This window comes from Streptomyces aureoversilis, from assembly GCF_042657885.1.
Taxonomy (GTDB): Bacteria; Actinomycetota; Actinomycetes; order Streptomycetales; family Streptomycetaceae; genus Streptomyces; species Streptomyces aureoversilis.
Genome location: NZ_JBHSKJ010000010.1, coordinates 1 through 19,803 on the forward strand (window position 1 = coordinate 1; position 19,803 = coordinate 19,803).

The 19,803-nt window shown below is 73.9% G+C and carries 19 protein-coding genes and 1 pseudogene; 13 read left to right on the forward strand and 7 right to left on the reverse strand.

All coding sequences use genetic code 11. The annotated features are described in order from the left end of the window. From ACFPP6_RS18590 to ACFPP6_RS18605, 4 genes and pseudogenes are all read left to right on the forward strand, one after another. Window positions 1-137: pseudogene (locus ACFPP6_RS18590) on the forward strand (sulfate adenylyltransferase subunit CysD); the annotation flags it as partial. Window positions 138-340: 203 nt separating this feature from the next. Continuing rightward, complete coding sequence (locus tag ACFPP6_RS18595; RefSeq protein WP_417801681.1) at window positions 341-1,711, forward strand: amino acid permease; 1,371 nt, start codon at window positions 341-343, stop codon at window positions 1,709-1,711. 170 nt (window positions 1,712-1,881) lie between these two features. Beyond that, complete coding sequence (locus tag ACFPP6_RS18600) at window positions 1,882-3,876, forward strand: hypothetical protein (protein ID WP_382043326.1); 1,995 nt, start codon at window positions 1,882-1,884, stop codon at window positions 3,874-3,876. A 49-nt stretch (window positions 3,877-3,925) separates the two neighbouring features. After that, a complete protein-coding gene (locus ACFPP6_RS18605) occupies window positions 3,926-5,476 on the forward strand; it encodes an ABC transporter substrate-binding protein (protein WP_382043329.1) in 1,551 nt (516 codons plus the stop codon). A gap of 18 nt (window positions 5,477-5,494) precedes the next feature. Here ACFPP6_RS18605 and ACFPP6_RS18610 read toward each other — a convergent pair whose 3' ends face one another. The 7 genes from ACFPP6_RS18610 to ACFPP6_RS18640 form a co-directional block, all read right to left on the reverse strand. Further along, window positions 5,495-5,818 (reverse strand): plasmid stabilization protein, encoded by a 324-nt coding sequence (locus ACFPP6_RS18610; RefSeq protein ID WP_382043331.1) that lies wholly within the window; start codon window positions 5,816-5,818, stop codon window positions 5,495-5,497. Between the two features lie 92 nt (window positions 5,819-5,910). Beyond that, window positions 5,911-7,704: a complex I subunit 5 family protein gene (locus tag ACFPP6_RS18615; protein WP_382043333.1), complete on the reverse strand. Its 1,794-nt coding sequence runs from the start codon at window positions 7,702-7,704 to the stop codon at window positions 5,911-5,913. Between the two features lie 6 nt (window positions 7,705-7,710). Further along, window positions 7,711-8,055 carry a sodium:proton antiporter gene (locus ACFPP6_RS18620; protein ID WP_382043334.1) on the reverse strand — a complete coding sequence of 115 codons (345 nt, stop codon included), beginning with the start codon at window positions 8,053-8,055 and terminating at the stop codon, window positions 7,711-7,713. Further along, on the reverse strand, window positions 8,052-8,825 hold the full coding sequence (locus ACFPP6_RS18625; RefSeq protein WP_382043337.1) for an MnhB domain-containing protein: 774 nt from the start codon (window positions 8,823-8,825) through the stop codon (window positions 8,052-8,054). The genes ACFPP6_RS18620 and ACFPP6_RS18625 overlap by 4 nt, the downstream gene beginning before the upstream one ends. Further along, the gene (locus ACFPP6_RS18630) at window positions 8,822-9,070 is read right to left on the reverse strand and encodes a Na(+)/H(+) antiporter subunit B (RefSeq protein WP_382043340.1); all 249 of its coding nucleotides are present in this window, start codon (window positions 9,068-9,070) and stop codon (window positions 8,822-8,824) included. The genes ACFPP6_RS18625 and ACFPP6_RS18630 overlap by 4 nt, the downstream gene beginning before the upstream one ends. Further along, on the reverse strand, window positions 9,063-9,494 hold the full coding sequence (locus ACFPP6_RS18635; protein WP_382043343.1) for an MrpF/PhaF family protein: 432 nt from the start codon (window positions 9,492-9,494) through the stop codon (window positions 9,063-9,065). The genes ACFPP6_RS18630 and ACFPP6_RS18635 overlap by 8 nt, the downstream gene beginning before the upstream one ends. Then, window positions 9,491-9,667, reverse strand: a complete 177-nt coding sequence (locus ACFPP6_RS18640) for a hypothetical protein (protein WP_382043345.1) — start codon at window positions 9,665-9,667, stop codon at window positions 9,491-9,493. The genes ACFPP6_RS18635 and ACFPP6_RS18640 overlap by 4 nt, the downstream gene beginning before the upstream one ends. Before the next feature lie 179 nt (window positions 9,668-9,846). On the opposite strand from ACFPP6_RS18640, the gene ACFPP6_RS18645 reads away from it, so the two are divergent. The 9 genes from ACFPP6_RS18645 to ACFPP6_RS18685 all read left to right on the forward strand — a co-directional run bounded on the left by ACFPP6_RS18645 (window position 9,847) and on the right by ACFPP6_RS18685 (window position 19,702). After that, entirely contained in the window at window positions 9,847-10,386 is a 540-nt protein-coding gene (locus ACFPP6_RS18645) for a DUF6328 family protein (RefSeq protein ID WP_382043347.1), read from the forward strand. 129 nt (window positions 10,387-10,515) lie between these two features. Continuing rightward, a complete protein-coding gene (locus ACFPP6_RS18650) occupies window positions 10,516-12,336 on the forward strand; it encodes a thiamine pyrophosphate-requiring protein (RefSeq protein ID WP_382043350.1) in 1,821 nt (606 codons plus the stop codon). Further along, window positions 12,333-12,809, forward strand: coding sequence for a hypothetical protein (locus ACFPP6_RS18655; RefSeq protein ID WP_382043353.1), 477 nt, complete (start codon window positions 12,333-12,335; stop codon window positions 12,807-12,809). Before ACFPP6_RS18650 ends, ACFPP6_RS18655 begins: the two co-directional genes overlap by 4 nt. 2 nt (window positions 12,810-12,811) lie before the next feature. After that, entirely contained in the window at window positions 12,812-15,247 is a 2,436-nt protein-coding gene (locus tag ACFPP6_RS18660) for a GMC family oxidoreductase (RefSeq protein WP_382043356.1), read from the forward strand. Further along, window positions 15,244-16,365, forward strand: coding sequence for an enolase C-terminal domain-like protein (locus ACFPP6_RS18665; protein WP_382043359.1), 1,122 nt, complete (start codon window positions 15,244-15,246; stop codon window positions 16,363-16,365). Before ACFPP6_RS18660 ends, ACFPP6_RS18665 begins: the two co-directional genes overlap by 4 nt. Before the next feature lie 35 nt (window positions 16,366-16,400). Then, on the forward strand, window positions 16,401-17,408 hold the full coding sequence (locus ACFPP6_RS18670; RefSeq protein ID WP_382043362.1) for an SDR family oxidoreductase: 1,008 nt from the start codon (window positions 16,401-16,403) through the stop codon (window positions 17,406-17,408). A gap of 75 nt (window positions 17,409-17,483) precedes the next feature. Then, entirely contained in the window at window positions 17,484-18,440 is a 957-nt protein-coding gene (locus tag ACFPP6_RS18675; protein WP_382043364.1) for a TIGR03557 family F420-dependent LLM class oxidoreductase, read from the forward strand. Window positions 18,441-18,482: 42 nt separating this feature from the next. Next, on the forward strand, window positions 18,483-19,028 hold the full coding sequence (locus tag ACFPP6_RS18680) for a type 1 glutamine amidotransferase domain-containing protein (RefSeq protein ID WP_382043994.1): 546 nt from the start codon (window positions 18,483-18,485) through the stop codon (window positions 19,026-19,028). Further along, window positions 19,028-19,702: a UdgX family uracil-DNA binding protein gene (locus tag ACFPP6_RS18685; RefSeq protein WP_382043367.1), complete on the forward strand. Its 675-nt coding sequence runs from the start codon at window positions 19,028-19,030 to the stop codon at window positions 19,700-19,702. Before ACFPP6_RS18680 ends, ACFPP6_RS18685 begins: the two co-directional genes overlap by 1 nt. Window positions 19,703-19,803 lie beyond the last annotated feature (101 nt).

Below are 19,803 nucleotides of genomic sequence, written 5' to 3' on the forward strand. Positions count from 1 at the left end.
ACTCCCACGCCGCCACCATCGAGGAGGTCATCACCGAGATCACCGCCTCCCGCCTCACCGAACGCGGCGCCACCAGAGCCGACGACAGACTCTCCGAAGCCGCCATGGAGGACCGCAAACGCGAGGGCTGCTTCTAGAACAAGCCGGTGGACATGCTGGTCTCCACGGCGCTCCTGAGGGATCTTGTACTGACAGATCGTTCACCGACAGGACGGTCCGGCGGCCACCGCGCCGCGGACACGTCGCGGCAAGAGAGGACCTCAGAACTGTGAGCTCGCGAACCACGGGGGACCCGGGCGCCGGCACCGAGGGGTACAAACGCACCCTGGGCTCCCGGCAGATGCAGATGATCGCCATCGGCGGCACCATCGGCACCGGCCTCTTCCTCGGCGCCGGCACCGCGATATCGCAGGCCGGCCCGAGCCTCATCATCTGGTACGCCGCCGCCGGCGTCGTGCTCTTCTTCGTCATGCGGGCCCTGGGCGAGCTGCTCACCCACAACCCGGTCTCCGGCAGCTTCGCCGACTACGCCCACCGCTTCCTCGGCCCGTTCTGGGGGTACGCCACCGCCTGGACGTACTGGATCATGTGGGTGACCACCGGCATGGCCGAGATCACCGCGGCCGGGCAGTACGTCAACTACTGGGCGCCCGGCTTCGCCCAGTGGAAGACGGCGCTGATCTCCCTCGTGGTGCTCGCCTGCGCCAACCTGATCTCGGTGAAGATCTTCGGCGAACTGGAGTTCTGGTTCGCGATCATCAAGGTCACGGCCATCATCGGCATGATCCTCATCGGCCTGGGCGTGCTCATCATCGGCTTCGGAGACGCCGGTGACACCGCGTCGGTCAGCCACCTGTGGGCCGACGGCGGAGTGGCCCCGCACGGCGTGTGGAACTCCCTGATGACCCTGCAGATCGTCCTCTTCGCCTACCTCGGCGTCGAGCTGGTCGGCGTGACCGCGGGCGAGACCAAGGACCCGGAGAAGAACATCCCGCGCGCCATCAACAGCCTTCCGCTGCGCTTCGGCCTGTTCTACCTCGGCGCGCTCTTCGTCATCCTGTCGGTCGTGAGCTGGCAGGAGTTCCAGCCCGGGACGAGCCCGTTCGTCGCCGCCTTCACCAAGATCGGCATCCCGGCGGCGGCCGGCATCGTCAACTTCGTCGTCCTCACCTCGGCGCTGTCCTCGTGCAACGCCGGCGGGCTGTACGCCACGGCGCGCATGCTGCGCACCGCGGGCCTCAACGGTCACGGACCCGCGGCCCTCGGCCGGCTCAGCAAGCGCGGCGTGCCCGCCACCGCGGTCGTCATCTCGGCGCTGGTCATGGCCCTGGGCGTGCTCGTCAACGCCATCGACCCCGAGCACGCGTTCGCCTACATCACGGCGGTCTCCACCGGCGGCGCCATCACGGTGTGGAGCATCATCCTCGTGACGCACCTGCGCTACCGCCGGGCCGTGGCGGAGGGCCGGGCCGTCGCCTCCTCCTACCGCATGCCCGGCGCCCCGTACACGAACTGGATCGCGCTCGCGGCCTTCGCCTTCGTGACGGTCCTGGTCGCCTGGGACTCCGACACCCGCGTGGCCCTCTACGTCATCGCCGTCTGGTTCGTCCTGCTGGGCCTGGGCTACCCGCTCGCCCGCCGGCGCCGGGCCGCCGCCGAGGCCCCCGCGGCCGCGGTCGAGGACACGGTGAAGACCAGCGCACGGAGCTGACGGTCCGGCGCCCCCGCCCGGGGGCGCCGGCCGCCGGTCCCCTCCGCCGGCCGCCGCTCTATCAGTTGCGGCCGAACGCTCCCGCGAACCGCACCCGCGTGGCAGCATTTTCAGCACGGTCGGCGGTGACACGCGCCGGCTCGAGGGGGGCTGATGACGTGCCGGAGCCTGTGAGACGGCCCTTGGGGATCGAGGGCATCGAGGCGCTCTACCAGGAATGCCGCACCATGGTCCAGGACGGCCGTGCGGGGCGGGGCGGGCGCGGGCTGCCCGTGCTGGTGCTCGTCGGCACCCGCGGCAGCGGGCGCACCGCGGCGCTGGCCTGGCTCGGCTACCTCGGCTCCCACCGGCCCCACGCCTTCTACGACTTCGCCTCCGCCGGGCCGCGCCGGCCGCACGAGGTCGCGGGCCGCCTCGCCTACGGGCTCTCGCACCGCTTCGCCCGCCAGCCCGCCCTGCTCTTCCCCCGCCTCACCCTCGGCCTGCTCGTCGTCGACCCCGGGCTCTCGCTGGACGCCAACGACTCCCGCCGGGCCGGACACCAGCTGCGCCGCGCCCTGCACGAAGCCCGCGAGAGCACCGGCGCGGCCGACCGGGCCGCCGACGTCGCAGGCCTCCTGCAGGACCTCAACCTCCTGCAGATCCCCGGCATCGGACTGCTGGCCGGGCTGATCCGCCGCCCGCCGCGGCTCCCGCTCAGCATCGCCCGGCGCACCGGCTTCTCCTGGTACGCGGGCCCGCACACCCCGGTGGACGAGCTCGTCGCCCTCAACCAGCTGAGCAAGAGCGGGACCGACGTCGACCGGGCCGCCGTGGACCGGCGGCTGTGCGAGGCGTTCCTCGCCGACCTGCGCGGCGAGTACGCACGCCGCCGCCGCGACCGCAACTGCGCGGTCCTGCTGGACAACGTCGACGCCGAAGGCGGCCGGGACTTCCTCGACCTGCTCGTGCGGCTGCGCGACGAGAGCGGCGCGCCCGACCCCCTGCTGGCCGTCGCCACCGCCTCCGACACCGGACGCATCCCCGGCCCCTTCGCCCGCGGACCGGCCGGGGTGTGGATCCGCTCGCCCGAGCAGGCCTCCTACGCCGACTGGGAGCGCTCCGTCCCCGACCCGCCGCCCGACGCCTCCTGGCACTGGTACTGCGTCCAGCTGCGTGACCTGACCGCGGCCGAGGTCTCCCAGCTCGGGGCCGGGATCGCCGACCGCCTGCCCGAGGCCCCGCCGCTGGCCCACCGGCTGACGCGCGGTCACGCATGGAGCGCCGGACGGCTGCTGGAGGCGGCGGCGCGCATACCCGGCCGCGGGGACGGCGAGGCCCTGCTGCGCGGGATCCTCGCCACCCCCGTCCCCGCCGCCGACGACCGGTCCGAGGCCGAGCCGCTCGACCGCGTCATCCTGCGCGACCTCCTGGACGGCATGAACGAGGAGCAGCGCGCCGCGCTCGTGGTGTGCTCCGCCGCCCGCGAGTTCGACGCCGCCTGGGACGCCGACCTGCTCGAGTCCTTCACCCTGCGCACGCGCAACAGCCTCGCCCGCGAGACGGGCACCCGGCTGTGGCTCGTCGACCCCGTCCCCCAGGACGCCGGCGCACGCGGCGGCCGGGGCTCCGGCTACCTGGAGAACTCCCACCCGCGCCCGCTGTCCGGCAGGCCGGTCCTGCACCCGTGGCTGCGCCTGCTGCTCCTGCAGGAGCTGGCCCGCAGCCGCTCCCGCTGGGACGAGACCCACGAGCAGCTGCAGGTCTGGCACATGCTCTACGGCCACCCGCTGGACGTGCGCTACCACGCGCTCGCCCTCGGCCAGCTCGACGACGTCGTCGACCACCTCGCCCGCAGCCTGACGGAACTGCCCGACACCGACGCCTGGCTCTACGAGCTGTACGCGGTCACGGCCGCGCCGCTGCGCACGCCGGTCCTGCCCGAGCGGACGGCCACGCTGCGGGTGGACCGGGTCGCCGAGGAGCTGGCCCCGCGCTCCTTCGCCGAGCGCCGGGCCCTGACCATGCTGGTGGCCGCCCTGTGGCTGGCGGGCGACGCGCGCAACCGGCTGCCCGCCGCGCGCCCCGAACTCAACGACACCATCGGCTCGATGTTCCAGAGCCTGGCCATGCACTCCGACCCCCGCAGGGTGGGGCTCAGGCACGAGGCCGCGAAGTACATCTGAGCGCGCCCCGGCAGCGCGCGACCACCGCCGTCCGCAAGGAGCCCGCATCATGCCCGTGACCCCTGGACGACTCGACGCGCTGCCTCCCTGGTGGAAGGGGTGGCCGGGGATGGCCGCGCTGGTCCTCGTCCTCGCCCTCCTGGCCGGCGGCGCCTTCTGGCTGCTGGGCACGGACGAGGGGGAGGACCGCTGCGCCGGCGACCAGCCGGGCCTGGTGTGGGCCGGCTCCGGCAGGGACCGCGAGTGCGTCGGCGTCGTCGACGAGACGGCCTACGCCTTCGCCCCCGAGCTCAAGGAGGTCACCGAGAAGATAGCCGCGGAGAACCGGCGCGTGCGCGACCAGTGGGAGAAGCCCGGCGCCGGCAGGACCCCCGTCCCCTACGTCAAGGTCGGCCTGCTGACCCCGATGACCGCGAGCGACAGCAGCGTGCTGCCCATCGAGGAGATCAAGAGCAGTCTCGAAGGCGCCTACACCGCGCAGTGCCGGGCCAACGCCTGCCCGTCCCTGTCCGCGGTGAACGCCACCGGCGTCCACGGGCGGACCCCGCAGATCCAGCTGGTCCTCGCCAGCGAGGGCAGGAACCAGCTCCACTGGCGGCTCGCCGTCGAACGGCTGGCGGACATGACCGGCGGGGCCCACCCGCTGGTGGCCGTCGCCGGCATGGGCGTCAGCGTGCCCGAGACGCAGAGCGCGGCCGACGAGCTCGCCAAGCGGAAGATCCCGGCGATCGGCGCCGTGCTGACCGCGACGAACGTCAACTCGGAGCGCCTGTTCAAGGTCTCCCCGTCCAACACCGACTACGCCAAGGCGCTGCGCCAGCGCCTGGACCGGCTGCCCGCCGAACAGCGCCGCGGCTACCTGGTCTTCGACAGCCGGGACGACAACTACGTACGGACCATGCGCAAGGCGTACGACGAGGTCTTCGCCGACTACATCGACAAGCGCCGCGTCTCCTTCGTGGGCACCACGGGCCCCCGCACCGACGGCGTGCCCAGCCTCTTCTTCAACGCCTTCAACAACATCTGCCTGACCAAGTCCGAGCTGGTCTTCTACGCGGGGCGCGGCCGCGACCTCTCCGACCTCGTGCGGTCGCTGTCCTCGCGCAGCCAGTGCGGGCACGACAAGCCCATCACGATCCTCGCGGGCTCGCAGGGGGCCGTGCAGCAGGCGAACGACGTGATGGGGCTGCTGAAGGACAGCAAGATCACCATCATGCAGGCGTCGGCGACCAGCACGGAGCAGTGGATCAAGGGGATCGAGGCGCCGAGCGGCTTCAAGTCCTTCCACCAGAGCTTCCGCGACCTGAAGTTCCCCGACAAGGAGCTCACCGACGGCTACGCCGTCATGCACCACGACTCCGTGCTGACGGCCGTGTGGGCGCTGCGCATGGTCACCGGCCAGACCGGCCGGGAGGCACCGAGCGTGCAGGACGTCTACAACCAGCTCACCAACCTCCACGACGCCGCCGTGGTCCCCGCCGCGAGCGGGGACCTCAGCTTCGACGACGCCTCCGACGGCTGGCCGCACAACAAGCCGGTGCCCATCATCCAGGCGCCCGGCGGCTCCCCGGGGCCCGGGCCGCTGTACAAGACCCCGTAGGGCGGCGCCCTACGGGGATCAGCGCCCCAGCTTCCGCTTGAGCTCGGCCTTGTTCATGTTCGACCGGCCGTGGATGTTGCGGCGCTGGGCCTCGGCGTACAGCTGGTCGTAGGTGGGTCCCTCGGCGCCGCTGTGGGAGCGCTGCCCGCCCCGCTTCGAGGAGGACATGTCCTGGATCGAGGACTTGCTCGCCGTCTTCGACTCCCCGGACCGGGCCCGCTCCTTGTTGACGGTGCGCGCGGCGATCTCCTTGGCGCGCTTGGTGCCCTCCCCGCGCTGCTCGGCGCTCTCCTTGATGTGCTCGTACTGCCGCTCACGCTTGGGGCTCGAACCTCGGGGCATGATGTCCATCCTTGTTGTGGTGTGTATAGATTTCCCACCCTGCCCGTGGCCCCGGACACCTGCAACCGGTCGGCCTGGGCGGGACGCCGGGGTCACCACAGGGCCAGCAGCGAGACCAGCCCGATGCCGGCCACCGTCCAGGCCACGTAGTCGCCGACGTGCCCGGAGTGCAGCCGCCGCAGCGGCGCGCTCCAGGGCACGGCCCGCGAGGACAGGCCCACGGACCGGGCGGCGAGGGCGACGGCGAGCGCGGCCGACAGCAGGCCCAGACCCGCACCGGTCCACGTCCACCAGTCGTACGGGCCCTCCGGCCGCCCGGCGGGGCCGCCGTCGAGCACCGCCGCCGCGTAGCCGGCGTGGTCCGTGAAGGCCTCCGCCGCGGCGGTGACGGCGCCGGTGAGCGTGGGCACCGTGCCGACGGCGAGCGACCCGGCCAGCAGCAGCGCCGCCACCGTCACCATGGGCACGGGAGGGCGGCGCACGCGGCGGCCGGTCTCGGGCTCCTCCTCCCCGCCGGCGGTCTCCGGCCCCTCGTCGTCCTCACGTCCCGCCTGCCCCGCCCCGAGGAAGACACGCGCGGCCACCCGCAGCACCGCCCCGCCGGTCACCGCCGAGACGAGCACGAACAGGGCGGGCAGCCAGGGGGACTGCTCCTCCACGAGCGCCTTGCCCAGGCTCGTGCCGAACGGCGGCAGCCCGGCCAGCGCGAGCCCGCCGGCGGCGAAGAGCAGGCCGGTGAAGGGGGTGTCGCGGGCCTTGCCGTGCAGCTCGCACTCGTCGACGCTGCCGTGGCGGTCGAGCAGGATGCCGGTGCACGCGAACAGCGCGGCCTTCGCCCCGGCGTGCCCGAGGACGTAGAGCGCGGTGCCGGCGACCCCGTGCGGGGTCAGCAGGGCGATGCCGACGAGGAACAGCCCGGTGTGCGCCACCGTGGAGAAGGCCAGCAGCCGCTTGACGTGCCGCTGCTGCCAGCACATCAGCGCACCGACGAGCGCGCTCGCCACCCCCAGGACCAGGAGGGTGCGCCGGGCTCCGGCCGCCGGGACGCCGCCGGGCCCGGCGAAGACGGTCGTCCAGACGCGCGCGGCGCCGTAGCCGCCCATCTCCACCATGACGCCGGACAGCAGCATGCACACCGGCGTCGGCGCCACGGCGTGCGCGTCCGGCAGCCAGAAGTGGAACGGCACGGCCGCGGCCTTGACCAGAAGTCCCGTCAGCACCAGCACGAACGCGGCGACGACCAGGGCGTCCGCGCCGTGCCCGGCCGCGCCGGCCGCCTCGTCCAGCTCCCGGCCGACCTGCGCCATGCCCAGCTCGCCCGTGCGCGCGTACAGCAGGCCGATGCCGAGCAGGGTCGCGTACCCGCCGAGGGAGTTGACGAAGCCGAAGACCAGCGCCCCCTGCACGGGCCGGGCCTCCTCCACGCGGTAGCCGGTCAGGGCGTACCCGACGACGCCCATCAGCTCGAAGAAGACGAACGCGTCGAAGAGGTCCCCGGTCAGCGCGAAGCCGCACATGCCGCCCTGGAAGAGCAGCACCAGGGCGGGGAAGGCGCCGCCGTGGCCGTGCGGCGGCTCGTCGAAGTAGCGCCAGGAGTAGGCGAGCACGGAGACGACGAGCAGCGAGGTGAGTGCGGCCAGGCCCAGCCCGATGCGGTCGCCGACGAGCACGATCCCGACGCTGTGGCCGTCCTGCGGCCGCCAGGCGCCGACCCAGGAGACCCCCGGGGGGCCGGCGAGCGCGGCGACGGCGAGCCCGGCGGAGGCCGCGGCGGCCAGGCCCGCCACCGCCTCCGCCACCATCCGGGGCACGTGACGCCCCGCCGCCACCAGCACGGCCGCTCCCAGCAGCGGCACCACGACGATCAGCGGGAGCAGCCGGTCCACCGCGGCTCAGCCCTTCAGCTCGGACAGCTCGTCCGGGTCGACGGTGCCGTGCCGCTTGGCGGTCTGGACGACGAGGGCGAGCAGCAGGGCGGTCACGGTCGCCCCCACGACGACGTCGGTGAGGGCGAGGGCCTGGACGACCGGGTCGACGACGGGCGCGTCGGCCGGCAGGTCGGAGAAGACGGGCGCGGTGGCGCCCTTGCGGTAGCCGACGGCCAGCAGCAGTACGTAGGTGGAGGACTGGGTGACGGCCAGGCACCCGACGGCGTGGACCAGATTGCGGCTGGTGGCGATGCCGTGGACGCCGACGAGGAAGATCCAGCCGGCGGTCAGGTAGGGCAGCAGGCTCATGCTGTGCGTCCTCCGTCCTTCGCGTCGCCGTCCTCGCCCTCGCTCTCGCCCTCGATCTCCAGCGCCTGGCTGAGGAAGTGCGCCAGCAGCACCACGACGGCCGAGGTGACCTCCACCCCGACCGCGGCGTTCAGCAGCGGCACCGTGCCGCCCGAGGAGAGGGTGTTGAAGGTGCCCAGCGGCAGGGTGTTGGCGAGGTAGGCCGAGCCGGCGATCAGCCCGGCCGCGCCGAGCAGGACGTAGGCGGCCTCCCCGGTGCCGTCGGCCAGCTCGAACAGCCCCAGCGGCCGGACGCGCTCCAGCGCCTTGTAGTCGACGGCGATGTACAGCAGGTGCAGGGACGTGGCGACGACCACGCCGCCCTGGAAGCCGCCCCCGGGGCTGAGCTGCCCGTGCGCGATGACGTAGAGGCCGATGAGCAGGGTGACGGGCAGCACGAGGAGGCCGTAGCGGCGCAGCGCGGCCGGCACGCCGGCGGGCTCGGGCGGGACGCGCTTCTCGCCGCGGGTCTGCCGCAGCAGGACGACGGTGCCGAGGACACAGGCGAACAGGACGGTCTCCTCGCCGAGCGTGTCGAGGGCGCGCTGGTCGAAGTTGACGGAGGAGACGGTGTTCGCGGTGTGCTGCTGCAGTGCGGTGCGCACCGCCCGCTCGCCGTAGGGGTGCCGGGAGCCGCCGAAGCCGGGCAGGCCCGTGCAGGCGGCTGCGTACAGCGCGGCCGTGGCGAGCAGGCCGGCGGTCAGCACCCACAGCCGCAGGCGGCGCGTCACTCGCGCCGCCCGTCGCGCCGGATCTTGCGGACCGTCAGCAGGATCATCAGGGGGGTGACGGCCGAGCCCACGGCGAGCTGTGCGAGACCGACGTCGGGGGCCTGCAGGACGGTGAACAGCGCGGCGAGCGCGAGACCGAGCAGGGAGAGCACGACGGCCTGCCGGGCCGGGTCGCGCTGCAGCACCGCGACGGTGGCCGCGGCCGCGACCAGCAGCAGCACGACGGCGACGAGCGCGTCAGCCATGGCGCACCGCCACCGAGGTGACGACCCCTCCGGCGATCAGCAGCAGGCCGATGAGCACCAGCTTGCCCAGGGCGCGGCCGGGGCCGGTCGCGACGCACAGGGGGACGACGGTCGCCGGGGTGGCGACCAGGACGGCGGGGGTGAGCAGGCGCAGGCCGGGCGGCCGCTCGCCGATCTCGTCGCCGAGCAGCCGGGTGAAGACCAGGGTTCCGGCGGGCCCCAGCACGGCCACGACCAGGGCGAGGTCCACGTAGGAGGGCCGCCCGTACCCCTGGGCCAGCAGGAGAAAGACGAGGCACAGCAGGAGCGTCGCCAGGTTCTGGGCGACCACGCGCTGCCCGGCCGTGCCGCGCGCCGACCCCCACAGGCAGGGGCCCAGGCCGCCGGCGACGAGTGCGCAGGCGGCCGCCAGCCACCAGTTCACCGGTCCGCGGCCCGGCGGGCGCCGCGGGCGGCCAATGCCGACACCAGGGCCGCGGCCGCCCCGACGGCGATCTCCAGCGTGTCGGCCCGGCTGATGAGGAGGGTCCACACCGCCGTGAGGCCGGCCCACCACGCAAGGATCTCCGCCGCGGCCCGGACGATGCCGTTCAGCATCCGCTCACCTCCGCTTTCCGCGGGAATGCCCCAGTATCGGCCCGTGGGCCCCGCGATCCGCGGGACGTCGCCGGGGGCGTGTCGCACCGCGTGTACCCGCACCCCCGCGAGGTATGGCGACGGGCGCATGCCCGGCGCGCGCAGGGGTACACCGGGCCGGGGGCGACGCGGAGGACGGCATGGCAGCAGCGAGCGGACCGCAGGATCAAGGCCCCGGCCGGTCCGGGCCCTCCGGGGCCTCGCCCGGTCCCGGAGGGCGCCACGAGACGCCCGAGGAGCGCGCGGACCGGCGCTGGGCCGAACTCCTGCAGGAGGTGCGGGTCACCCAGACGGGCGTGCAGATCCTCTTCGGTTTCCTGCTCACGGTGGTCTTCACCCCGCGGTTCGCCGACCTCGGCGGCACCGACCGGACGATCTACGTGATCACGGTGCTGCTCGGCGCCGCCACCACCGGCGCCCTGGTCGGCCCGGTCTCCCTCCACCGCATCGTCAGCGGCCGCCGCATCAAGCCGCAGACGGTCATCTGGGCCGCCCGGCTGACGATGACGGGAATCGTGCTGCTGTTGTGCACGGTCACCTCGGCGATGACGCTGATCCTGCGGATCGCCCTGCACAACAGCGCGGTCCCCTGGCTGGTGGCGGCGGTCGTGGTGTGGCTGGTGCTGTGCTGGTTCGGGCTGCCCGGCTGGGTGCTGCGCCGCTACAGACCGAAGGAATGACCCCACACATCCGTACGAGGGATTCGCTCCTCCCCGTGTTTCCCCCGCCCGTGACCGGTCACCCGTAGCACTGTGGCGGGACCCGTACCCGTCCCGCGACGACCGCGCACCCCGGGCGAAGGGAGTCCCATGTCCACGAAGGTGTCCGACCACCTCCTGCAGCGTCTGCGGGAATGGGACGTCGACCGGGTGTTCGCCTACGCGGGGGACGGCATCAACGGCCTGCTGGCCGCATGGGGCCGGGCGGGCGACGACCCGCGGTTCATCCAGTCGCGGCACGAGGAGATGTCCGCCTTCGAGGCCGTGGGCTACGCCAAGTTCTCCGGCAAGGTGGGGGTGTGCGCCGCGACCTCCGGGCCGGGCGCCATCCACCTGCTCAACGGCCTCTACGACGCCAAGCTCGACCACGTGCCGGTCGTGGCGATCGTGGGCCAGACCAACCGCAGCGCGATGGGCGGCTCCTACCAGCAGGAGGTGGACCTGCTCAGCCTGTTCAAGGACGTCGCCTCCGACTTCTGCGAGATGGTGACCGTCCCCGAGCAGCTGCCCAACGTCCTCGACCGGGCGATGCGCACCGCGTACACCCGGCGGACGGTCACGGCGCTCATCATCCCCGCCGACGTGCAGGAGCTCGACTACTCGCCGCCGCAGCACGCGTTCAAGATGGTGCCCTCCAGCCTGGGCGTGGCGCCGTACGCGCCGGTCCCCGCGGACACGGAGATCACCCGCGCGGCGGAGCTGATCAACGACGGCCGGAAGGTGGCCGTCCTCGTCGGCCAGGGAGCCCGCGCCGCGCGGGCGGAGGTCGAGCAGCTCGCCGACGTGCTCGGCGCCGGGGTCGCCAAGGCCCTGCTCGGCAAGGACGTGCTCCCAGACGACCTGCCCTACGTGACCGGCGCCATCGGGCTGCTGGGCACCCGCCCCTCGTACGAGCTGATGCGCGACTGCGACACGCTGGTCGTCATCGGGTCGAGCTTCCCCTACACCCAGTTCCTGCCGGAGTTCGGGCAGGCGCGGGCGGTCCAGATCGACGTCGACCCCTTCATGGTGGGGCTGCGCTACCCCTTCGAGATCAACCTCGTGGGCGACGCGCGGGAGACCCTGACACGGCTGCTGCCCCGGCTCAAGCCCAAGGAGCACGGCGCCTGGCGGAACGGCATCGAGAAGAACACCGCCCGCTGGTGGGAGGTCATGGAGCGGCGCGCCGCCGTCTCCGCCGACCCCGTCAACCCGGAGTACGTCTTCCACGCCCTCGACCCGCTGCTGCCCGACAACGCGGTGCTGACCGCCGACTCGGGCTCCGCGGCGAACTGGTACGCGCGCCACCTGCGCATCCGCGGCACGATGCGCGGCTCGCTGTCCGGCACGCTCGCCACCATGGGACCCGGCGTCCCCTACGCCATCGGCGCCAAGTTCGCCCACCCCGGCCGGCCGGCCATCGCCCTGGTGGGCGACGGGGCCATGCAGATGAACGGGATGGCCGAGCTGATCACCGCCGCCAAGTACTACAAGGAGTGGCAGGACCCGCGCCTCGTCGTGGCCGTCCTCAACAACCAGGACCTCAACCAGGTCACGTGGGAGATGCGCGCCATGGAGGGCGCCCCGCAGTTCCTGCCCTCGCAGGCCATCCCCGACGTGCCCTACGCGGACTTCGCCCGCTCGATCGGGCTCGACGGCGTCCGCGTGGAGGAACCGGACGGGGTCGTCCCCGCCTGGGAGCGCGCCCTCGCCGCCGACCGGCCCTTCGTCATCGACTTCCGCACCGACCCGGCCGTACCGCCGATCCCGCCCCACGCGACCCTCGACCAGATCGAGGCCGCCGCCGCGGCCGTCCTCAAGGGCGACAGCGACCGCGCCGCCGTGGTCCGCCAGGGGTTCAAGGCGAAGATCCAGGAGATGCTGCCCGGCGGCCACAAGCGCCGCGGGCACGGGGAGGGTGACGGCGGATGAGCCCGCTGCCGCGGAAGGCGCGGGCCCGGCCGGCGCGCCCGGCGCCGTACGTCCTGGACCGCATGGTGCGCAACGTCCGCCACGGCAGGTTCGAACGCACCCTGTCCCTGCTGACGGCGGCGGGCTCCCTCGTCACGGCGGCCGAGATCTACCTGGAGCACGACCGCGCGAGCTTCGGCAACCGCGTCATGTGGTGGCCGGTCCTGCTCGGGCCCGTCGGCGCGGCCGCGGGCGTCGCCGGGTTCGCCAGCGAGCGGATGGCCAAGACCGCCCTGCCGCTGGCCTCGGCGGCCATCGCCGCCAACGGCCTGCAGGGCACCTACCTGCACGTGCGCGGCATCGCCCAGAAGCCCGGCGGCTGGTCGATGGCCCGGTACAACGTCGAGCTGGGCCCGCCCCTGTTCGCGCCGCTGCTGGTCACGATGGTCGGCGGCATGGGCCTGCTCGCCGCCCTGCTGCGCAGGGAGCGGTGACGGTGACGACGCCCGGGCGGCACGACACCGGGTTCGCGGGGCACGACGTCCTCGCCCAGGCCGGCACGTGGGACGCCGCGACCTCCGGCGTCGTCCTCTCCCGCACGGCCGTCCAGCCGGACCTGCGGTTCTTCACCCTCGCCGAGGAGGCCGTCGCCGGGCCGCTCTTCGACCACCTCCTGGCACAGTGGGACGACCCCAGGGTGCCCGTGCTGCAGATGATCGACGCACGGCTCGCCGAACTGGAGACCGACGGCTGGCGGTTCGCCGACATGCCCGAGGACGACGAGGCCTGGCGGTGCTCGCTCGCGGCCCTCGACGACGACGCCCGCGCCCGGTACGGCGCCCCCTTCGCCGGCCTGACCCGCGAACGGCAGGCCGCGCTCGTCCAGGCCGTGCGCGACACCGGCTCCGCACGCTGGCACGGGATGCCCGCCGGCCACGTGTGGGGCCTGTGGACGCGCTACACCGCCACCGCCTTCTACTCCCACCCCTGGGCCTGGAACGAGATCGGCTTCGGGGGGCCGGCGTACCCGCGGGGGTACGCACGGCTCGGGCTGGGCTTGCGCGAGCGGTGGGAAGCCCCGGACCGGCACCCGGTGGACCCGGTGACGAATTCCGCTCAGGTCGTGGGCCATCGTTCCGCTGGGGCTGGGGGTCCCCCCAGCGGTAGCTGGGGGAGGGTGGGCGCACCCGAATCCGCAACGGGACCCCGTCGCGGCCCCGCCGCCGTGGCCCGGGCCGCACTCGACACGCTGCGCCTGACCACGGCCCCCACGGGCCGCCTCCGTGCCCGCAACGCCTCCGCCTGGCTCCTCCCCCGCGGGGACACCCGCTTCGACCCCGCCCTGATCGACGGCATGCGCCGCTTCGGCGACGACGACGAGGTGGACCTCGTCGTCATCGGCTGCGGCGCCGGCGGCGCCACCCTCACCCAGCGCATGGCCCGTCACGGCTGGTCGGTGGTCTGCCTGGAGGCCGGTCCGTTCTGGAACCCCGACACCGACTGGGTCAGCGACGAGGCCGGGTCGCACCACCTGTACTGGACGGAGCCGCGCGTCGTCTCCGGGGACGACCCGGTGCCGCTGGGCGCCAACAACTCCGGCCGCGGCGTGGGGGGCTCGACCACGCACTTCGCCGGCTACGCCCCGCGCTTCCACCCCTCGGACTTCTCGGCGTTCACCGACGACGGCGTCGGCGCGGACTGGCCGCTGGGCTACGAGGAGCTGCGCGGCCCGTACGAGCGGATCGAGCAGGAGCTGCCCGTCGCCGGCCAGTACTGGCCGTGGGGCGACCCGCACGCCTACCCGCACGCGCCGCACCCGGTCGGCGGCAACGGCGAGGTCTTCCTGCGCGGGGCCGCCGCCCTGGGCATCGAGGCGCGGGTGGGCCCGGTCGCCATCGCCAACGGCCGTTTCGGCAACCGCCCGCACTGCGTCTACCGCGGCTTCTGCCTGCAGGGCTGCAAGGTCAACGCCAAGGCCTCCACGCTGATCACGCACGTGCCGGACGCGCTGGCCCACGGCGCGGAGATCCGCGCCCAGTCCATGGTGACCGGCATCGAGCTGGACGCGCAGGGCCGCCTGGCCACGGGCGTGCGGTACGTGCACAAGGGCAGGGAACGGCTGCAGCGCGCCCGGGCGGTCGCCGTCGCCGGCTACTCCATCGAGACGCCCCGGCTGCTGCTGAACTCCGCGTGCCGCCGCTTTCCCGACGGGCTGTGCAACGACTTCGACCTGGTCGGCCGGTACGTGATGGTGCAGGGCGCGCCGCAGACCTCCGGCCGCTTCGCCGAGGAGGTGCGCGCCTACAAGGCGCCGCCCCCCGAGGTGTCCTCCGAGGACTTCTACGAGACCGACCCCGCCAAGCCCTACAAGCGCGGCTTCTCCCTGCAGACCGTCTCCCCGCTGCCCATCGTCTGGGCGGAGCACGTGGCCGCCCAGGGGCACTGGGGCGAGGACCTGCGCACGTACATGCGCGACTACGTCCACTGGGCGACCCTGGGCGCGCTGTGCGAACTGCTGCCCCTGCCGGACAACCGCGTGACGCTCTCGCAGGAGAAGGACCGCTACGGGCTGCCCGTCGCCCACTTCTCCTACAGCCAGTGCGACAACGACCGCATGCTCATCCGGGCGGCGCGGACGGTCATGGAGGACGTCCTGCGCGCGGCCGGCGCCACCGAGGTGATCACGATCAACCGGTACGCGCACCTCGTCGGCGGCTGCCGGATGGCCGCGGGCCCCGAGAGCGGTGTCGTCGACGCCGACCTGCGCACGTTCGCCGTGCCCAACCTGCTCGTCACCGACGGCAGCGTGCTCCCCACCCAGGGCGGCGCCAACCCCGCCCTGACCATCATGGCGCTCGTCGACCGCGCCGCCGGGCGGCTGGCCGCCGGGGCGCGCGGCGGCCTCCGTTCGCCCGCGGGAGCCCGCCGGTGACCCGCCCGGGCACGGGCGACCCGGTCGTCGAGGACATCGCGACCGCCGTCTACACCGTCCCCACGGACGCCCCCGAGGCCGACGGCACGCTCGCCTGGGACGCGACCACCCTGGTCCTGGCGACCGTCCGGTCCGGCGACACCACCGGCCTCGGCTGGACCTACGGGGCCCCCGCCGCTGCGGACGTGATCACCGGTCAGCTCGCGGACGCCGTCACCGGCCGCTGCGCCTTCGACGTGCCGGCGGCCAACGAGGCGATGAGCCGCGCGGTGCGCAACACCGGCCGGCCCGGCCTGGTCGCCGGTGCCCTCTCGGCCGTCGACATCGCGCTGTGGGACCTCAAGGCCCGGCTGCTCGGCCTGTCCCTGGTGCGGCTGCTCGGGGCGAGCCGCGCCGAGGTGCCCGTCTACGGCAGCGGCGGCTTCACCACGTACGACGACGACCGTCAGGACCGTCAGCTGCGCGGCTGGACCGAGGAGCTCGGCATCCCCCGCGTCAAGATCAAGATCGGTGAGGACCGGGGCGGGGCGGAGGACCGCGACCGCCACCGCGTCGCCCGGGCCCGCCGCAGCATCGGCGACGGCGCCGAGCTCTACGTGGACGCCAACGGCGCCTACACCCGCAAGCAGGCGGTGCGCGCGGCCCGGCACCTCGACGCCCACGGCGTCCTGTGGTTCGAGGAGCCCGTCTCCTCCGACGACCTGGCCGGCCTCGCCGGGATCCGCGACGCGGTCGCCCCCGACGTGGCCGCCGGCGAGTACGGCTACACCCTCCCCTACTTCGGCGCGATGCTCGCCGCCGGTGCCGTGGACTGCCTGCAGGCCGACGCCACCCGCTGCGGAGGCATCACCGTCTGGCTGCGGGCCGCCGCGCTCGCCGAGGCCGCCGGCCTGCAGATCTCCGGGCACTGCGCGCCGCACGTCCACGCGCACGCCGCGGCCGCCGTGCCCAACCTGCGCCACCTGGAGTGGTTCCACGACCACACCAGGATCGAGTCGCTGTTCTTCGCCGGAGCCCTCGACCCGGGCGGGGGAAGCGTCCGCCCCGGGGCGGAGGGCACGCCCGGGCACGGCCTGGTGCTGCTCGCCGGCCGCGCCGAACCGTACCGGGTCGGGTGACTCCGGTGACCGCCCGCCCCAGGGAAGGGAGCCCCATGAGCCAGACCGTCGTCATCACCGGTGCCAGCGCCGGGATCGGCCGCGCGACGGCCCGCATGTTCGCCCGCCGGGGCGCACGGGTGGCGCTGCTGGCCCGGGGCGACGGCGGGCTGGCGGCCGCCGCGGCCGAGGTCGCCGAGCTGGGCGGGAAGCCCCTGGTGCTGCCCACGGACGTGGCCGACCACGCCCAGGTGGAGGCCGCGGCGGCCGCGGCGGAGGAAGCGTTCGGCCCGATCGACGTGTGGGTCAACGCGGCCTTCGTCTCCGTCTTCGCCCCGTTCACCCGCATCGAGCCGGACGAGTACGAGCGCGTCACGGCCGTCACCTACCTGGGCTGCGTCCACGGCACCCGGGCCGCGCTGCGCCGGATGCTGCCGCGCGACGCGGGCACCATCGTCCAAGTCGGCTCGGCGCTCGGCCACCGCTCCGTGCCCCTGCAGTCCGCCTACTGCGGCGCCAAGCACGCCGTCAACGGCTTCACCTCGGCCGTACGGACCGAGCTGCTCGCCCGGCACAGCCACGTGCACGTGACCGTCGTGCAGATGCCGGCGGTCAACACGCCCCAGTTCTCCTGGGTCCTGTCCCGGCTGCCGAACCACCCCCGGCCCGTGGCGCCCGTCTACCAGCCCGAGGTTGCCGCCCGCGCCGTCCTCCACGCGGCCGGGCACCCGCGGCGCAAGCAGTACTACGTCGGCGCCTCGACCGTCGCGACGATCCTCGCCGACAAGATGGCCCCCGGCCTGCTGGACCGCTACCTGGCCCGTACCGGCATCGACGCGCAGCAGACCGACGAGCAGGTGCGGGCGGACCGGCCGCACAACCTGTGGGAGCCGGTGGACGACACCGGCGGGGGCGACTACGGCGCGCACGGCGTCTTCGACGCCGAGTCCCACGCGCGCTCCCCGCAGGCCGCCCTCGCCCGCCACCCCCTCCTGCTCCCGGCCGCGGCGCTGCTCGGCACGGCCGCCGCCGTCCGGACGGTCCTGCGGCGGCGCCGGGACTGAGACCCGGGTGTTTCCCCGCCGCCCGTTGTGGTTACCCAGGGGTCCGAAGCCCCGCCCTCCAGGAGGACACCACCGATGACGGAATACGGCTACTTCCTGTCCACCGAGGAACACGGCCCCGCCGACCTGGTCGAACAGGCGCGGATGGCCGAGCAGGCCGGCTTCACCTCCCTGTGGATCTCCGACCACTTCCACCCGTGGAACGCGGAGCAGGGCCAGAGCCCCTTCGTCTGGTCGGTCATCGGCGCGCTCTCGCAGGCCACCTCCCTGCCCGTCCGGACGGCCGTCACCTGCCCGATCATGCGCCTGCACCCGGCCGTCACGGCCCAGGCGGCGGCCACGGCCGCCGTCCAGCTCGGCGGGGGCTTCCGGCTCGGCGTGGGCAGCGGGGAGGCGCTCAACGAGCACATCCTCGGCGGCGCCTGGCCGCAGGCGGCGATCCGGCTGGAGATGCTGCAGGAGGCCGTCCAGGTGATGCGGCTCCTCTTCGAGGGCGGCGAGGTCAGCCACCACGGCAAGCACTACACCGTGGAGAACGCCCGGCTGTACACCGTGCCCGACGAACCCGTGCCCATCGACGTCTCGGCGTTCGGGCCGACCGCGACCGAGCTGGCCGGGCGCATCGGCGACGGCTTCATCACGATGGCCCCCGACGCGGAGGCTGTCGACCGCTTCCGGCGCAGCGGGGGCGGCGCCAAGCCCGTGTCCGGCGGGCTGAAAGTGTGCTGGGGCACCGACCGCGAGGAGGCCGTGCGCACCGCGCACCGCCTGTGGGCCAACGAGCAGCTCCCCGGGGAGCTGTCCCAGATCCTGCCGACCCCCCGGCACTTCGAACAGGCAAACGAGCTGGTTCCGGTGGAGCGCGTCGCCGACGCAGTCACCTGCGGGGACGACGTGGACGCGCACCTGGCCGCGATCACGGCCTATGCCGACGCCGGGTTCGACACCGTCTTCGTCAACCAGATCGGGCCCGACCAGCGGGGCTTCTTCGATTTCTACCGCAGCAAGGTGCTGCCGCAGCTGCCGGACTGACGGACCGGACCGGCGAAACGACGGAAGGGACGCTCCATGACCATGCGGATCGCATTCCTGGCGGCACCGGAGGGTGTCGAGCAGGTCGAGCTGACGGAGCCCTGGCGGGCCGTGCTGGAAGCCGCCGGCGCGCCGCGGCTGGTGTCGACGAAGACCGGCCGCATCCAGGCCTACCACCACCTCGACAAGGCCGACACCTTCGCCGTCGACGAGGACGTGGCCACGGCGCGGGCCGGGGACTTCGACGGGCTCGTCCTGCCGGGCGGCGTCGCCAACCCCGACTTCCTGCGCACGGACGAGCGGGCCGTCTCCTTCGTCAAGGACTTCTTCGACGCGGGCAAGCCGGTGGCGGCGATCTGCCACGCCCCCTGGACCCTGGTCGAGGCCGGCGTCCTGCGCGGCCGCACCCTCACGTCCTGGCCGAGCCTGCGCACCGACATCCGCAACGCGGGCGGCACCTGGGTGGACGAGGAGGTCAAGGTCTGCACCTGCGCCCCCGCCACCCTGATCACGAGCCGCAAGCCGGCCGACCTCAAGGCGTTCTGCGCGGCCTTCATGACCGAGTTCCGCAAGGCGTCCGGCGACTGATGCCCGCTCCGGAGGACTACGACGCAGGGCCCTTCGTACCCGGCGGAGCCGACCTGGAGGGCCTGCGGGACGCCGCGGCCGGCTGCCGGGGCTGCCCGCTGTTCCGCGAGGCCACCCAGACGGTCTTCGGTTCCGGCGGGGCCTCCGCCCGGGTGGTGCTCGTCGGCGAGCAGCCGGGCGACCAGGAGGACCGCAAGGGGGAGCCCTTCGTCGGCCCGGCCGGAGGCGTGCTGACCCGGGCGCTCGCGGAGGCCGGCATCGACCCGGCGGAGGCGTACGTCACCAACGCCGTCAAGCACTTCAAGTTCGAGCGGCAGGCCCGGGGCAAGCGCCGCATCCACAAGGCGCCCAACCTCCACGAGATCAGCGCCTGCCGCCCCTGGCTCGCCTCCGAACTGCGGCTGATCGGCCCGGAGGTGGTCGTCGCCCTCGGCGCGACCGCCGGCAAGTCCCTGCTCGGCTCTTCCTTCCGCGTGACGCAGCAGCGCGGCGTCCCCCTGCCGCTGCCGTCACTCGACGGCGAGGGCGACGGGGCGGGCGAGGGCACGCTCGTGGCGACCATCCACCCCTCGGCCGTGCTGCGCGCGGACGACCGGGCCCGCGCCGACGCGTACGCGGGCCTGGTCTCGGACCTCGGCGTGGCGGCCCGGCTGCTGCGCGGCGGAAACGGGTGAGCGGCACGCCCCGCCGGCCCGCTGCGGGCAGGGCACGTGGCCCCGTACCCCGACGGCCCATACCGGGAAAGCATCCGGCGGGAAAGGCATTTTCCTGCGCG